Origin of the sequence: Rhodoferax ferrireducens, assembly GCF_003347515.1 — a bacterium.
Lineage (GTDB): Bacteria > Pseudomonadota > Gammaproteobacteria > Burkholderiales > Burkholderiaceae_C > Rhodoferax.
The window spans coordinates 119976-135980 of the sequence record NZ_QEII01000300.1 but is presented as its reverse complement, the minus strand read 5'-3'; the positions used below and the strand labels follow the sequence as shown (position 1 = coordinate 135980).

Sequence of the window (16005 nt, the reverse complement as noted above, 5' to 3'; positions counted from 1 at the left end):
GCCGGTGCGGGTGCAGGCCCCGTTCGAGGTGGCGCCACCGGGCTCGCACCCGATGCAGTTCGAGATTGAGGCGCTGGATTCGTCGGGTCGGCTGGTTGAAAAGTCGGTTTTTTTAGTTCCACGATAAGGATTGTTATGCAACAAAGCACCCTTGATTCAAGCGGCCCCTGGTGGAAATATGGACACGTCTGGATGGTCTTTGCCGGTCCCGCCATCGTGGTCGTAGCCGGATTTATAACTTTATATCTTGCGGTGACCAGGCCTGATCCGGTCATTACAGAAGACTATTACCGCAAGAGTGTGGAAAACAATAAGGCATTGGAAACGGATGCCAATGCCGCCAGCCTGGCGCCTGCATTGCAGGCGCGCAATCACGCTCAGACCGGCGTGGCATCAACGACCAAAGACATCAGCAAACGCTGAGCCCACAGACCTTTGCTTAAAGGATGCCAAGTATGTTGTCACAACGAATGATGTGGATTGCCTGGCCTGCCTTTTTGGTGGCCTGCGTTCTTGAAATGGTGGTATTTGCGTTGGTCGATCCGCAAGACCTGCACTGGTTTGGTCAGCCCGTAGAGCTTTCACGGCAGGCTGTCTACACTGTGGCCTTTTTTGTATTCTGGGGCATCACCATGGTATCGAGCGCCTTGACTACTTTGCTTGCGATGTCTCCGTTTGAAGTTAACAGCTGCCCGCTGCCCGAGGATGATCGCCCGGATGGATGCCCCAAGCAGGGCCCATGCTAGGTCTGCGTTGCAGTGCAACTTAGTTGCAGGCTTTGGGATTGACGATGTCCTTTAGCGCCTCGGTATTGACAATGCGAACATGACGTTGCTTGACTTCCACGATGCCTTCGTCGGCAAATCTGGAAAAGGTCCGGCTCACTGTCTCCAGTTTCAGTCCTAAAAAGCTTCCAATTTCTTCCCGGGTCATTCGAAGCACCAACTCCGACTGCGAGAATCCTCGTGCATGAAGCCTCTGAACGAGGTTCAGGAGAAAGGTGGCAAGGCGTTCCTCTGCCCGCATACTACCCAGCAATAGCATGACGCCGTGCTCCCGCACAATTTCTCGACTCATGATTTTGTGAACGTGGCGTTGCAGCGCATTCACTTCACGCGACAGCTCTTCAATCCGATCAAACGGCATCACGCAGACCTCAGCGTCTTCCAGCGCGACCGCATCACAGGTGTGATGGTCGTTGACGATGCCATCCAGGCCGATAACTTCGCCCGCCATCTGGAACCCGGTTACCTGATCCCGGCCATCCTCCGACGCCACACGGGTTTTGAAAAATCCCGTGCGAATGGCATACAAACTGGTGAACTTCTCGCCATTGCGAAAGAGGGTTGTGCCACGCTTGATCTTGCGCCTGGCCGCGACCATATCGTCAATGCGGTCCAGCTCCTCCGCCGTCAAGCCCATAGGCATGCACAGTTCCCGCAAATTACAGTTTGAACAGGCGACTTTGATGGTTTGAGGATTCATAGCTTTCATTTTGGCACTAATTTCCTAACGCTCCTGATGCGGGTCATATTTGGGTCAATTGAATTTCCGTGAGATTTGATTGAGGTCAAGAAATATTCTGACCTTTTCAGGCATATTTGTCAGCCTTGCCAAGGACTACCCATGAAGATCGCTGTTGCTGACCCTGTTTCTGAGGACCTGTTGCGTCGGTTTGATGTATCTGGGCCGCGCTACACCTCTTACCCCACGGCGGACCGTTTTGTTGAAGCGTTTTCAGCGGATGACTACACGCAGGCCTTGAAACAGCGTCGTTCTGGAGCGGCAGCCATGACGCTGCCATTGTCCCTGTATGTTCACATTCCTTTTTGTGAATCGTTGTGCTATTACTGTGCTTGCAACAAGATCATTACAAAACACCATGATCGCGCAGCGCCTTATCTGCGCTATCTGAGCAGAGAGGTGGAACTGCACACGGAGCATCTGGGCATCGGGCAAGCGGTGACGCAATTGCATCTGGGGGGTGGTACGCCCACGTTTTTGTCGGATGACGAACTGCGGGAATTGATGGCTATGTTGCGGCGCAACTTCAACTTGGTGCCCGGCGGGGAATATGCCATAGAGGTTGACCCGCGCACCATTGATGTCTCGCGGCTGGATACGCTCGCCGAGCTTGGATTCAACCGTTTAAGTTTTGGTGTGCAGGATTTTGATCCAGCGGTCCAAAAAGCAGTGCATCGCATACAGCCTGCCGAGCAGGTTTTTGCCCTACTGGAAGCGGCACGCCAGCGCAATTTTGACTCCATCAACGTCGATCTGATCTATGGTCTGCCGCAGCAAAGTCCGGAGTCATTCGACCGCACACTGGCTCAGGTGATTGAATTGCGACCGGATCGCATCGCCCTGTATGCCTATGCCCATTTGCCTGAACGTTTCAAGCCCCAACGCAGGATTGCCACTACCTCGTTGCCCAGTGGCGCGGCCAAAGTCGCCATGCTTTCGCGTTCTCTGTCCGCTTTCATGAAGGCAGGTTATGTCTATGTGGGGATGGATCATTTTGCCCTCCCTGACGATCCGTTAGCCGTAGCCAAGCGGCAGGGGCGTCTGCACCGTAATTTTCAGGGCTATAGCACCCAGCCGGATTGCGACCTGATAGGCCTGGGCGTTTCGTCCATTGGCCGCATTGGCGCCACCTACAGCCAAAATGCCAAGACGCTGGAAGAGTATTACGACTATCTGGATCAGGGGCGTTTTCCTGTGGTGCGCGGGCTGGGCATGTCGCGCGACGACCTTGTGCGTCGTGCCGTGATCATGTCTCTAATGTGTCAGGGGCATGTGTTGTATGAATCCATCGAGCTGGCTTATCTCGTTGAATTCCGGAACTACTTTGCATCCGAGATCGAGGCATTGCAGGAACTGGCCGAACAGGGGCTGGTGACGCTAGACGACAGTGGCATTCAAGTGACCGCCATGGGCTGGTTTTTTGTACGCGCAGTGGCCATGGTGTTTGATCGCTATTTGCAGACTGACCGCACACGCGCCCGGTTTTCCAAAATCATCTAATCTTCGTCCATGCAGACATCTCTTGCTGTTACAGCATTGCTCATGGGCTTGGCCGGCGGACCGCATTGCATTGCCATGTGCGGCGCTGCCTGTGCTGGAATAGGGCAGGCAGCAGGCGCGCAAAAAAATCAGGCGATGTGGAGTTTCCAGGCCGGGCGGGTTCTCGGCTATTCCGCACTGGGCGCCGTGGCGGCGGCCTCCATGCAGGGTTTGGGCTGGTTGACAGTCCAATCTGCGGCACTGCGACCTGTGTGGACCCTTTTTCATGTGGCGACTTTTATGCTGGGCATGCTGCTCCTGTGGAAAGCGCAGCAACCTGTCTGGCTGGAGCAGGCGGGCCGAAAAATCTGGTCGGGTGCGCGCTCGCTGGCCGCAGGGCGGGGCAGGGGAGCGCCCTTGGTGATTGGCGCACTGTGGACTTTTTTACCCTGTGGTTTGCTTTACTCGGCCTTGCTGGTTGCGGCCTTGACTGGCAGCGCACTTGAAGGGGCAGCCGTCATGGCCTTGTTTGCCTTGGGGACCAGTGTTTCCATGATGGCTGGCCCCTGGCTTTGGCTGCGTTTGCGTGGCTCAGGCTCCGGCGACTGGGGCATACGTCTGGCTGGTCTGGCACTTGCCGCCAGTTCCTGCTGGGCGCTGTGGATGGCTTTTGCCCACGATGCAGCGCCTTGGTGCGTAACCCCCTGATGTTCACGGCGCCTGAATTCCGCGTGCCTTGACCCGGTCGCCATCTCTCAACTTGTTATCTGGATAGACAATCACCTGGGTGCCTGGCGGCAGGCTCGACTTGACCCATGCTTCGACACCGTTGCGCGCTGCCACTTCAATTTCTCTGAGGCGTGCACGGCCCTTGTCCAGCACAAAAAGTGCCGATCGTGCACCCACCGGAAACAGTGCGCTGACCGGAACCTTGACGGCGTTTTCCACGACCTGGACCAGCACCCGCACATCAACCTTGAAACCATCACCCAATGTGGACCATGTAGCCGGTGGCGACGTAATGTCAACAATCGTGTTCACGCGCTGCTCTTCTACACCCAAAGCAGATACTTTGGTGAAGGCCGCCGGTTCGATCAGCCGCACTTGACCCTGTAAAACGTCAGCTCCACCCCAGTTCGTCAGTTGCACCCTGGTGCCTGGCTTGATCGGTGCGGCATCCTCGGTCAGGATATCCACCACCACTTCCAGCTGGGCCGGGTCGCCCAGTTCTATCAGCGGGGTGCCCGCCATCACAATGCCCTCACTCTGCGTCAGCACCTTCAAAACCTTGCCGGAGACAGGCGCCTTGACCTCAAAAGCCCGCTGCGCTCGGTCTGTGGTGGCGGGTGTCGGTTGCAGGAATTGCTTCAAGGCGACGTTCGACTGTTCCAGTTCATGGCGCGCGGCCGCCTCGTCCTGGCGTGCACTTTCCAGCTCCTTCTCGCGCAGACGGACGTTCAACCGCTCCGTCTCGTTCTGGTTGGGTGATACAAAACCCAGTTGGGCAAGCGTCTCGCTGCGCTTGAATTCTGCTCGCCCCTGTTCAAATGACGCGCGTGCCCGTTCCACGTTGGCCTGTGCTTTGGCCACTGCGGCTTGCATGGCGCCGATATGTGCCACTTGCGCGGCACGGGAGCGTTCGTCCAGCAGTGCCGGAGCAACCGGCCAAAGCGTGGCCACGCCCGCATCAATCTTCACCGTATCGCCCTGTTTCAAGTGGATCCGCGCCACGCGGCCCGTCAGCGGTGTCGATATGACGTAGCGGTCGCGCACGCGCGTTTTGCCATCTTCCTGCACAGTACGCTCAAACCGCCCCTGCGTCACCGTGGCTATTTCGACCTCGGCTGGTTTCGGCATGAAGGCCCACACCAGAGCCAGTATCAGGAGAGCGGCAGCGCCGAAAATTGCTTTTCTCTTCATGGTGTTCCTCAAGTTGCCTTATTCGCGTGTTTTAAGGACGGCCACCAGATCCAGCTTATCCACCCGACGGCGCACAATCAGGGCGCTAACACCTCCGGCTGCAAACACGCACAGGGCCGCATAGGCATAGGTGGCGGGTTGAATCACAAAAGGGAAATAAAACTCGTCAGTCTTGATCAAGGACACAATGGCCGATGCCAGCAGGTAGCCAAGCACCATGCCCAGCGGTATGGCCAACGCGATTTCAATCGCCAGTTCCCCTAGCAAAAAGGCCGAGACCTCACCTCGGGTGAATCCCAGCACGCGCAGACTGGCCAGTTCCCAGGCCCGCTCTGCCAAGGCGATACGGGCATTGTTATAGACCACGCCAATGGCAATGATGGTGGCGAAAGTTGTCAAGATTCCACTGAACACCAGCACATTGCGGGCGGTCACCTCTTCAATATTGCGCTTCATGACCGATTTGCTAACCGCCACGCTAACCCTTGGAAGCTCTTTCAGCTTGTTCAAAAGGGCGGTTTCATAACCGCGGTCCACCGCCACGGTGACTTGATTGAGTACGTCGCCTTCCCGCAAAAGCCGGTTCAATGCGCGCCGTTCGATATAGGCGTTCAACCCCATCATTTCAGGCACGACACCCGCGACCGTCAGCTCCAGCACATCCAGCCGGCCCTCCAGAAACTCCACTCGCAGGGTGTCGCCCGGCTTGACGTTGAGACGCTCGGCCAGTCGGTCGGTCAGCAGCAAGCCGTTGTGTGGTGGATTGTGAACATCATGGTCCAGTCCGACGATGCGGTGCAGTTTGGGCTGCTCAGGTTTGCCTTGAATGGTGCCACGCCAGGTCTGGTTCGCATGAACCAGTCGGGCCGCGACAGTTCGGGCGCCTTCCACTGCCGTCACATGGGGCAGTTTGGCCATCTCCAGCTGGATATTGGCCGGGCTGGCTTCGATGAATCCGATCGAAACGTCTCCTCGCAGAACATGGTTGAACTGGGTGTTCATCAACACGACGATGGAGTCACGCCAGAAGGCCCCGGTGATCACAATCGCCATCGCTACGGCGATGCCGACGATTGTCAGCCCGGTGCGCAGGAGGCGTCGTTCCATGGTCCGGATAATCATGCGCGCAGCAGGCGAGAACCAGTGCTGCACGCCCCAGCGTTCGACCAGCATGGGCTTGTACAAGCCCGGTGCCGGTGGGCGCATGGCTTCGGCGGGCGCCAATTGCACGGTGGCGCGAATGGCATTGAGCGTCGCCAGTACCGCCGCCGCCAGGGCGACGCCCACGGACGCCAGGATCAGCACCGGTTTGAGCCGATAGCGCAACTCCGGAAACCGGAACACATCGGCATAGACCCCGACGAACCAGTGCCCCATTACTGCGCCCAAGGCCAGGCCCAGCGCCACCCCCAGCACCACAATCACCAGCACCAACTTCAAATAGTGCAGGCCAATGGCCAGGTTGTCGTAGCCCAGGGCTTTCAAGGCAGCTACCTGTTCACGCTGTGTCGCGATCTGCCGGCTGAGTACAACGTTGAGGAGGAATCCGGCCACGGCGAGGAAAATGCTGGGCAATACACTGCCGAGCACGCGTTGCTCCTTGATCTCCGAGTTGAGAATCATGTGCGACATCTGTTGATCCCGGCCATGTGCGCTGATGCCACCGAAGGGCGCGAGCAAGCGGTTCAAATGGTCTATCACGGGCCCCTCAGTCGCACCCGGCCCGAGCCGCACTGCAACCTGGTTGAAGGCTCCTTCCATGTTGTAGGCGGCAGCCAGGGCCCGCCGGTCAACCCAGAAGACGCCAAAGCCGCGCTGATCGGGCGAACCACCCATGCCCGCAAAGATGTACTCGGGCGAGAGTGCAATCCCCACAATCAACAGCGCTTCGCGTTTGCCATTGACCAGCGCGCTGATTCGGTCGCCCGGCTTGAGCTGGCGTGCAATAGCAAACCCTTCGGACACCAGCGCCTCGATGGCACCCGTCTGGTGAGGCTCGATCATGCGTCCGCGGCGCAGATTTACCTTGTTCAGCCGCTGGGGTGCCCGTGCGTCCATGCCAATCAGGCGGCCAACAATGGGATCCGCCACATTCGGAATGGTGATCGGCACAAGCTCAGTCAGTGACGTTTCGACGTGGGCCGCGCCGGGAATGCGTTCCAGCTGGCGCTCCATCGAACGGGGCGCTCGCTTGAGCGTCGCAAATACATCGGCAAAGCGGGCGTCGGCGTAATACAAATCGCGCGACCACGACAGCGCATCGTAGGCGCTAAAGCTCGTGATAAAGCCGGCCACGCCACTGGCGACCACCAGCGCAATGGTCAGCGCCTGGGTCCACATCAGGCGCAGATCACGCAACAGCTTGCGGTCGAGCGCTTTCACCAAAGAGCCTTCACCACGACAGCTCCGACGGCTGGAGCTTGTGGGCGTTTGGCTCGACGCGCTGGATACGCCCGCCGCCCAGGTAGAGCACGCGATCCGCCATGCCGGCAATCGCGGCGTTGTGGGTGATCACGATCGCAGTGGTGCCCAATTCCCGGTTGATGCGTTCAATCACCTCCAGCACCAGCTTGCCGGTCACGTAGTCGAGCGCACCGGTGGGTTCGTCGCAGAGCAAGACTTCCGGACGTTTCACAATCGCCCGTGCAATGGCCACGCGCTGCTGCTCGCCGCCCGAGAGTTGCGACGGAAAGTGATCCAGCCGGTCCGCCAGTCCGACCAGTGTGAGCGCTTCTACGGCGGGCATGGGATGGTCCGCAATGTCGGTGACCAGCTCCACGTTCTCGCGCACGGTCAGGCTGGGAATGAGGTTGTAGAACTGAAACACAAAGCCGACATGTTCGCGCCGGTATTGCGTGAGCTGGGATTCGGTCGCCGCAGTGAGGTCATGCTCTGCAAAACACGCGATGCCGCCACTGGGTCGATCCAGCCCCCCCAGAATGTTCAGCAAGGTTGATTTGCCACTGCCGGAAGGACCCAGCAAGACAATGAACTCGCCGCGGTAAATTGTCAGGTCAACCTCCCGCAGGGCGTGGACCTTCACCTCGCCCATCTGATAGATCTTGCTCAGACCTTTTGCGACAAAGACGGCTGGGCGGTCCGCCTGTTCAAGAAGGGGAGCGGTGTTGGTGATGATGGCGAGAGGGGTTGGAGGCACGGTCTGGACCTTCGCGGTTGGCGGTTCCAGTGGCACTGTGTCATGGATGAGAAAGGCCACGATTGATTCTCATCAAGCCCAGTGGCTATTGCCATGACTGGGATAATCCAGCCATGCCGAGCCCCAAACCTGTTTCACCCGACCGCTGGAAGCTGTCCGTCGCCCCGATGATGGATTGGACTGACCGCCATTGCCGCTATTTTCATCGCCTGCTCACGCGCCACGCGCTGCTGTACACGGAGATGGTGACCACCGGCGCCCTGATGCATGGCGATGTGCCGCGCCACCTGCGCTTTAACGCGGAAGAGCACCCGGTAGCACTGCAACTCGGCGGCAGCGAGCCGGCCGACCTGGCGCATTGCGCCCGCCTCGGTGAGCAGTGGGGCTATGACGAAATCAACCTGAACTGCGGCTGTCCGAGCGAGCGCGTGCAGCGCGGCGCGTTTGGTGCCTGTCTGATGGCCGAGCCGCTACTGGTGGCGGATTGCGTCAAGGCCATGGTGGATGTGGTGTCGGTACCGGTCACGGTCAAACACCGCATTGGCATCGACAAGTCCGTGAGCTACGACTTCGTGCGTGATTTTGTCGGCACCGTCAGCGAGGCCGGCTGCCACACCTTTATCGTGCATGCCCGCAACGCCTGGCTCAAGGGCCTGAGTCCCAAGGAAAACCGCGAAGTGCCGCCCTTGCGCTACGAATTGGCACACCAACTCAAGCGTGATTTTCCGGACCTCGTCATTGCCGTCAATGGCGGTATCACCACCACCGCGCAGGTGCATGAACAGCTGCAGCAGGTAGACGGCGTCATGCTGGGCCGAGAGGCCTACCACAACCCCTGGTGGCTGAGCGAGTGGGATGCCGCGTTCTACGGCGCTGGCGCCACAGAACTGAGCCGCGAGCAGGTTGAGGAACAGATGGTGGCCTACATGGAGCGCGAGGCCGGCGAACACGGCACCCCTTGGTATCCAATCGCCCGCCATATGCTGGGCTTGCGTCACGGTTTGGCGGGCGCGCGCAAATGGCGGCAGGTATGGAGTGATCACCGGGTCAAGGGACTGCCCGCGCGTGAGGTGATGGCCCAAGCTCACGGAGCTGTGCTTGTTTCGGCCTGAGTCGCGTCATCGCCTGGCGTTGGCGCTGATCTGGGTCACACCCGCATTCTGGGCTGTCAATTACATCGTTGCCCGCGCCGCGCCCGGTGTGGTGGAGCCGCACATGCTGGCCCTGGGCCGCTGGGCGCTGGCCGGCGCGCTGCTGACGATCATGGCGCGGGCCGAACTGTGGCGCGAGCGCCGCAGCATTGCCGCCGTCTGGCCCCAGTATGTGGTGTTGGGCGCACTGGGCATGCTGGTTTGCGGTGCCTGGGTGTACCAGGGTGCCAAAACCACGGTGGCCATGAATATCGCGCTGATTTACTCGGCCTCGCCGGTCTTGATTGCCCTGGGCGCGGTGGCGTGGCTGGGCGAGCGGTTCGCGCCGCGGCAGGCCCTGGGTGTGCTGGTGGCCATGGCTGGTGTGATGCATGTCATTGTGAAGGGCCAGTGGATGGCCCTGACCCATGTGCAGTGGGTGGCGGGCGACGGCTGGATCGTGGTGGCCATGGTGTCCTGGGCTGGGTACGCCTTGCTGCAAAAGAAATGGCCCAGTTCCTTGAGTGCCACGGCACGACTTGCCGCGATTTGCTGGGGCGGCGTGCTGGTGCTGCTGCCGTTCGCGCTGTGGGAGCTGAGCTTGACTGACACGCCGGCCTGGAGTCGGCAGGCCACGGGGTTGACGGTGGTTGCGGCACTGGTGCCCGGCCTGGGCGCCTACTGGATCTATGGCTGGTCGCAAAAAATACTGGGCGCCAGCCGGGTCGCTGTGACCTTGTACCTGGGGCCGCTGTATGCCGCAGTGGCGGCCTGGGGTGTGCTCAATGAGCCGCTGGGCTGGCACCATCTCGCTGGTGCGGCCCTGATTTTGCCGGGTGTTTTTCTGGTCACACGTACCGCGGCGCCCGGTCCGGTAGCTTCCACAGACCGCTAAATCGCCTTTGTATGCGCGTAATATGATTTTTATATGAAATAGGCCTCTAGCCCTTGTATTCATTGCGTATGTAGCTATAAAAAGAATAGTATTTAAGAAGACCGCTGTTCATGTGTTGCCGTGGTTGCCTCAGGGTCGCTTCGCCTGTTGACTGGAGTGGTTTTGATTTTTCTCACTTCGTCATGTCCGGGCGCTGCATTTAATCAGAGGCTGTGGCGTACGTTTGTCGGGGGTAAGCTCAAAATGAAAAGTACACGTACCTGGCATATCGTCCTTGTTCTTCTCGGGATTCTGCTCGCTGGGTTGATCTGGGTCATTTTCACAAGCTATCAACGCGATATTCAGCAGGCGCGCCTGCGCATCGCCACAGGCAGCCAAATCGTCCAGACACCGTGTGGCCCCATTGAATATGCGCTCGCCGGAGATGGTCCTGCGGTGCTGTTGGTGCACGGTGCCGGTGGTGGTTACGACCAGAGTCTGGCCTTTGGCGAGGCACTGGTTAGCCGTGGTTTTCGCATCATCGCAATGTCCCGCTTCGGCTATCTTCGCACCCCACTGCCCAAGGAAGATGCCACGGCGTCCGCACAAGCCGATGCCCACGCCTGCCTGCTTGACGCACTCAACATCCCGCGTGCGGCAATCATTGGCGTTTCCGCCGGTGCACCCTCAACCATGCAGTTTGCACTGCGTCATCCCGACCGGTGCCGTGCCACGGCACTTCTCGTTCCCGCCGCCTACGTGCCGCGGCCAGCCAATGCCCCGCCGATGCTGACCCCGGTGGGGACCGACTTCATATTCGAGACCGCGCTCAAGTCTGACTTTCTCTTCTGGGCGTCGATCCGGTTTGCCCGATCAACGCTGACGGAGGCGATTCTGGCCACACCGCTGGCCGTGGTGGAGAAGGCCAGCGCGGCCGAGCAGGCCCGTGTTGGCGATTTTCTGGAGCTCATCCTGCCCGTCAGGCCGCGCCGCTTGGGCTTGCTCAATGACGCGGCGATTACCGCCTCGCTCCAGCGTTACGAACTGGAACGGATCGCCGTGCCGACGCTCGTGATCAGCATGGCCGATGATTTGTTCGGAACCTTCGATGGCGCCCGCTACACCGCCGAGCACATTCCCGGCGCCCGCTTCATCGGCTACCCCAGTGGGGGGCATTTATGGGTCGGGCATCAGGACGAAGTGGTGTCCGAGCTGGCCGCCTTCCTGAAATAGCGCCAGACCGGGTCTGTGCATTCATGGCTCAAGTTATCATGACGCCTTCCTGCCCAGGCTGCTCGCCAGCCCCTGATTCCGTCAAATCAACAGCTTTTGTAGCCCCAGTGATCCGTGCGTCTTAATTCCATCAAGTTATCAGGGTTCAAGTCTTTTGCTGAACCGACCAATTTCATGCTGCCGGGGCAACTGGTGGGCGTGGTGGGGCCCAATGGCTGCGGCAAATCCAACATCATGGATGCGGTGCGCTGGGTGCTGGGCGAGTCCAAGGCGTCGGAACTGCGTGGCGAGTCGATGCAGGACGTCATTTTCAATGGCACCAACACCCGCAAACCATCCAGCCGCGCCAGTGTGGAACTGGTGTTTGACAATGCCGACCACCGCGCCGGTGGCCAGTGGAACCAGTTCGGCGAGATTGCCGTCAAGCGGGTGCTCACGCGCGACGGCACCAGCAGCTACTTCATCAACAACCTGCCGGTGCGCCGCCGCGATGTGCAGGACGTTTTTCTGGGCACAGGCCTGGGGCCACGCGCCTACGCCATCATCGGCCAGGGCACCATCAGCCGCATCATCGAGTCCAAACCCGAAGAGCTGCGCCTGTTTCTGGAAGAGGCTGCCGGTGTTTCCAAGTACAAGGAACGGCGCCGCGAGACGGAAAACCGCCTCTCGGACACCCGTGAAAACCTGACCCGGGTGGAAGACATCCTGCGCGAGCTCAACGCCAATCTGGAAAAGCTGGAGAAGCAGGCCGAGGTTGCCAAGAAATACAACGCGCTCACGGCCGACGTCACGCTCAAGCAACATCAACTCTGGTTTCTCAAGCGCACCGAGTCCGAGGCCGATCAGGCCAAGGTCAAGGCGGACGCGCAAGGCGCGGTCAATGCGCTGGAGAGCCGGGTGGCGGATTTGCGTCACATCGAGGCCGAGCTGGAGACCGTGCGCCAGGCCCATTACGCGGCCGGCGATCAGGTCAACCAGGCGCAAGGCCTGTTGTACGAGGCCAGTACCGAGGTCGGCCGGCTGGAAGCCGAGATTCGTTTTGTGGTGGAAGGCCGCCATCGCGTCGAGCAGCGCCTGATCACGCTCAAGGAGCAGACCGCCCAATGGGCCACCCGCAAGGATGATGCGCAGGCAGAAATTGAAAGTCTGCTCGAACTGGCCATGGTTGGCGAAGAAAAAACCGAACTGCTGTCCGCCCAGGTGGAAGACCAGGCCCAGCAATTGCCCGATCTGGAAGAGGCTTTGCGGCTGGCGCAAAAAGGCGCCAACGAGCAGCGCGCCAGTGTCGGCCAGGTGCAGCAGCAAATTCAGGTGCTCGCTGCGGACCAGCGCAGCATCGAGGAACAAGCGCGCCAGTTCACCACGCGCCGCGAACGCCTGAGCGCCGACCGCAACGCGCTGGCGGCGCCCGATGAAGCCCGGCTGCTCAATTTGCAAAGCCAGCTGGATCAGGCCCAGGAGACCGCCAGCATTGCTGAGGCCCGCCTGCACGAGTTGCAGGAGACCGTGCCGCAACTGGACGACAACCGGCGCCAGCAGCAACAGGCCGTCAACACCGAATCCGCCCGGCAGGCGGATTTATCGGCGCGCATGGAGGCACTCAAGGCCTTGCAGGAAAAGGTCAAGACCGACGGCAAGCTGCAGCCGTGGCTGGCCAAGCACGGCCTGGACAGCATGCAGGGTTTGTGGAGCCGCATTCACATTGAGCAGGGTTGGGAAAATGCCCTGGAAGGTGCCTTGCGTGAGCGCCTGGGCGCGCTGGAGGTGTCGCGACTGGAGATGGTGCGCGCCTTTGGCAATGACGCACCGCCTGCCAAGCTGGCGTTTTACAGCCCGCCATTGGCAGCAATGCCCGAAAAGACCGCCGTATTGCCGCGCCTGTCCGATTTGCTGCGCATCAGCGACGCGGGTCAGAAAGCCGTGCTGACAGACTGGCTGCAAGGCTGTTTCACTGCCCCCAGTTTTGAAGATGCCCTGGCCAGTCGCGACAAGTTGCAGCCGGGCGAGATGATTTTTGTGAAATCCGGCCACGCCGTGAGTGCCTACAGCGTGAGCTTTTACGCGCAGGACTCGGAGCAGGCCGGCTTGCTGGCCCGCGCCCAGGAAATTGAAAACCTGGAGAAGCAGCTTCGGGCACAGGCCGTGATCAGCGATGAGTCCCGCTCGGCACTGGTGCGCGCCGAGGCGGCCTACGCCGATGCGTCGCAACGCCTGGTGGTAATTCGCCGCGAAGCCGCCGAGAGCCAAAGCCGCGCGCATGAGTTGCAGGTGGAAACTTTGCGGCTGACGCAGTTGGCCGACCAGGCCCGGGTGCGCAGTGCGCAAATTGCCGCTGACCTGGCCGAAGTCGACGCCCAGTTGGCCGACTTGCAGGAGCGCCGCGTGACCGCAGAGGGGCGCTTTGAAGAGCTGGACATGCAGCTGGCCGACACCCAGGAGCGCCACGCCCAGCTGGACGAACGCGTAATGGGCGCCGAACGCAAGCTCAACGAATGCCGCGAGCAGCAACGCAGCCTGGAGCGCCAGTCGCAGGAGGCGGTTTTTTCCATGCGCAGCCTCGACGCCCGCAAGGCCGAGCTGTCGCGCGCTATCGAAACTGCAGCGCAACAGGCAGATTCCGTCACGGCTGAAGCCCAAAGAGCCCATGAAGAACTGGCGCGGCTGAACGATGCGGCAGCGCAGGGCGGTTTGCAGGACGCCTTGGCGGCCAAACTGGAGCGCGAAAAGGCGCTGGGTGCCAAACGCAGCGAATACGACGACCTGACCGCCAAGCTGCGCGCCAGCGACGAGCGCCGTCTGCAGCTGGAGCGTGAGCTCGACCCCTTGCGCCAGCGCATCACCGAATTTCAGCTCAAGGAACAGGCCGCGCGCCTGGGCTATGAGCAGTACACCCAGTTGCTCGCCGACGCCCAGGCCGATCTGGAGGCGGTGGCCAAATCCCTGACGGAGGGCAACGTGCGCCTGAGCGGCATGCAGGGCGAGATTGACCGCCTCAACCGCGACATCGCTGCCCTGGGCGCGGTCAACCTGGCGGCGCTCGATGAACTGGCGGCAGCCAGTGAGCGCAAGAACTTTCTGGATGCCCAGACCGCTGACTTGACAGAAGCCATGACCACGCTGGAAGACGCGATCAAGAAGATCGACGGTGAAACCCGCGAATTGCTGTCCGGCACGTTCAACGCCGTCAACGAGCACTTCGGCAAGATGTTCCCCGAGCTGTTCGGCGGTGGCAACGCCCGGCTCGTCATCACCGGTGAAGAAATCCTGGACTCCGGCGTGCAGGTCATCGCCCAGCCTCCGGGCAAGAAAAACCAGACCATCCACTTGCTCTCGGGCGGCGAAAAGGCGCTGACCGCCATCGCGCTGGTGTTTGCGATTTTCCAGCTCAACCCGGCGCCGTTCTGCCTGCTCGACGAAGTCGATGCGCCGCTGGACGACGCCAATACCGAGCGTTATGCCAAGCTGGTGTCCAGCATGAGCAAGGGAACCCAGTTTTTGTTCATCAGTCACAACAAGATTGCGATGGAAATGGCCGAGCAGCTGATCGGCGTGACCATGCAGGAGCAGGGCGTGTCGCGCATCGTGGCGGTGGACATGGATGCGGCGGTCTCGATGGCGGAGGTGGGCTGATGTCCATGAGTAATTTGCAGATTGGTTTGGTCATCGTGGGTGGCCTGTTGCTGGCGGCCATGGTCGCGCACAGCGCCTGGATGGCACGCAAGAACCAACCCCGACAGGCCTCGGCCGAGCAAACGCACACCGAACCCCATCTGGGCGGCGGCATTGAGCCGGGGTTGGACGCCGCTGCCCTGGATGTGGCGAATTTTCCCGTGCCCGTGATGGAGAGAAAACCCTCCCTGGACGCCTTGATTGACGTCATTGCGCCGATTGCGCTGGAAAACGTGGTGTCCGGCGAAGCCGCGCTGGTGGCGATGCCCACGACGCGCCGGGCCGGCAGCAAGCCGTTTTCCATCGAAGGTTTCAACGAGTCCAGCCAGCGTTGGGAAATCCCGCAGGCAGGCCAACGCTATGGCTTGTTTCAGGCCGGGGTACAGCTGGCCAACCGCTCGGGCGCGCTCAATGAGATCGAGTACTCCGAATTTGTAATGAAGACCCAGGCCTTCTGTGACCTCATCAATGGCACGGCTGATTTTCCCGAGATGCGCGAAGAGGTCGCACGCGCCCGGGAGCTGGACCAATTTGCCAGTGAGCACGATGCCCAGTTGGGATTTGTGGTACGGACCGGCCACACCGCCTGGAGCCCCGGTTACGTACAGCAGAATGCTGCGCGCCTGGGCTTTGTGGCGGGTGCCATTCCGGGGCGCATGGTCGTGCCCGCCAGTGTGGCCGGTTTGCCGCCGGTGCTGGGTCTGAATTTTGATACCCAAGCGGCCATGGCCGATGACCCGGCGCTGTCCGCCCTGCGCGAGCTTGTGATCACGCTGGACGTCCCCCAGAATGATCGCAGTGAGCGCGCCTTTGAGCGCATGCGCGAGGCGGCCCAGTCGCTGGCTGGCAGCATGGATGGCGTGGTGACCGACGACAACGGTCTGCTGCTGCAGCCCGAGGCCATGGACCTGATTGGCTCGGAGCTGGAGCATTTGTATGACACGCTGGACCAGCGCGATCTGTCAGCTGGTTCGGCTCTGGCGCGACGCCTTTTTTCCTGACGCCAGGTTTTTTGTCTT

13 protein-coding genes are annotated in these 16005 nt (G+C 60.4%); 9 read left to right on the top strand and 4 right to left on the bottom strand.

What is annotated here, in order from left to right; genetic code table 11:
• Positions 1 to 135: 135 nt before the first annotated feature.
• Together C5P05_RS23090 and C5P05_RS23085 are read left to right on the top strand one after the other, a co-directional pair.
• Complete coding sequence (locus C5P05_RS23090; RefSeq protein ID WP_114972197.1) at positions 136 to 423, top strand: FixH family protein; 288 nt, start codon at positions 136 to 138, stop codon at positions 421 to 423.
• A 32-nt stretch (positions 424 to 455) separates the two neighbouring features.
• Positions 456 to 746, top strand: coding sequence for a hypothetical protein (locus tag C5P05_RS23085; RefSeq protein WP_114972196.1), 291 nt, complete (start codon positions 456 to 458; stop codon positions 744 to 746).
• 19 nt (positions 747 to 765) lie between these two features.
• Here C5P05_RS23085 and fnr read toward each other — a convergent pair whose 3' ends face one another.
• Positions 766 to 1485 (bottom strand): fumarate/nitrate reduction transcriptional regulator Fnr, encoded by a 720-nt coding sequence (gene fnr, locus C5P05_RS23080; RefSeq protein ID WP_114972195.1) that lies wholly within the window; start codon positions 1483 to 1485, stop codon positions 766 to 768.
• 141 nt (positions 1486 to 1626) lie between these two features.
• Between fnr and hemN the strand changes: the two genes are divergently transcribed.
• Positions 1627 to 3024, top strand: coding sequence for an oxygen-independent coproporphyrinogen III oxidase (hemN, locus tag C5P05_RS23075; RefSeq protein WP_114972194.1), 1398 nt, complete (start codon positions 1627 to 1629; stop codon positions 3022 to 3024).
• Positions 3025 to 3033: 9 nt separating this feature from the next.
• Positions 3034 to 3711, top strand: a complete 678-nt coding sequence (locus C5P05_RS23070) for a sulfite exporter TauE/SafE family protein (RefSeq protein WP_114972193.1) — start codon at positions 3034 to 3036, stop codon at positions 3709 to 3711.
• 3 nt (positions 3712 to 3714) lie between these two features.
• On the opposite strand, the gene C5P05_RS23065 is transcribed toward C5P05_RS23070, so the two are convergent.
• From C5P05_RS23065 to C5P05_RS23055, 3 genes are read right to left on the bottom strand one after another with little or no spacing between them, the layout of a single operon-like run.
• Positions 3715 to 4923 carry an efflux RND transporter periplasmic adaptor subunit gene (locus tag C5P05_RS23065; RefSeq protein ID WP_114972192.1) on the bottom strand — a complete coding sequence of 403 codons (1209 nt, stop codon included), beginning with the start codon at positions 4921 to 4923 and terminating at the stop codon, positions 3715 to 3717.
• Positions 4924 to 4941: 18 nt separating this feature from the next.
• Complete coding sequence (locus C5P05_RS23060; protein WP_114972211.1) at positions 4942 to 7305, bottom strand: FtsX-like permease family protein; 2364 nt, start codon at positions 7303 to 7305, stop codon at positions 4942 to 4944.
• 10 nt (positions 7306 to 7315) lie between these two features.
• Positions 7316 to 7975: an ABC transporter ATP-binding protein gene (locus tag C5P05_RS23055; RefSeq protein WP_232834636.1), complete on the bottom strand. Its 660-nt coding sequence runs from the start codon at positions 7973 to 7975 to the stop codon at positions 7316 to 7318.
• A gap of 218 nt (positions 7976 to 8193) precedes the next feature.
• Between C5P05_RS23055 and dusA the strand changes: the two genes are divergently transcribed.
• From dusA to C5P05_RS23030, 5 genes are all read left to right on the top strand, one after another.
• Entirely contained in the window at positions 8194 to 9192 is a 999-nt protein-coding gene (gene dusA / locus C5P05_RS23050) for a tRNA dihydrouridine(20/20a) synthase DusA (RefSeq protein ID WP_114972209.1), read from the top strand.
• Positions 9179 to 10105 carry a DMT family transporter gene (locus C5P05_RS23045; protein WP_232834633.1) on the top strand — a complete coding sequence of 309 codons (927 nt, stop codon included), beginning with the start codon at positions 9179 to 9181 and terminating at the stop codon, positions 10103 to 10105. The genes dusA and C5P05_RS23045 overlap by 14 nt, the downstream gene beginning before the upstream one ends.
• 243 nt (positions 10106 to 10348) lie before the next feature.
• Entirely contained in the window at positions 10349 to 11317 is a 969-nt protein-coding gene (locus tag C5P05_RS23040) for an alpha/beta fold hydrolase (protein ID WP_114972190.1), read from the top strand.
• A 114-nt stretch (positions 11318 to 11431) separates the two neighbouring features.
• Positions 11432 to 14947: a chromosome segregation protein SMC gene (smc, locus tag C5P05_RS23035; protein WP_114972189.1), complete on the top strand. Its 3516-nt coding sequence runs from the start codon at positions 11432 to 11434 to the stop codon at positions 14945 to 14947.
• 5 nt (positions 14948 to 14952) lie between these two features.
• Positions 14953 to 15987: a cell division protein ZipA C-terminal FtsZ-binding domain-containing protein gene (locus C5P05_RS23030; protein WP_114972208.1), complete on the top strand. Its 1035-nt coding sequence runs from the start codon at positions 14953 to 14955 to the stop codon at positions 15985 to 15987.
• The last annotated feature ends 18 nt before the right edge of the window (positions 15988 to 16005 follow it).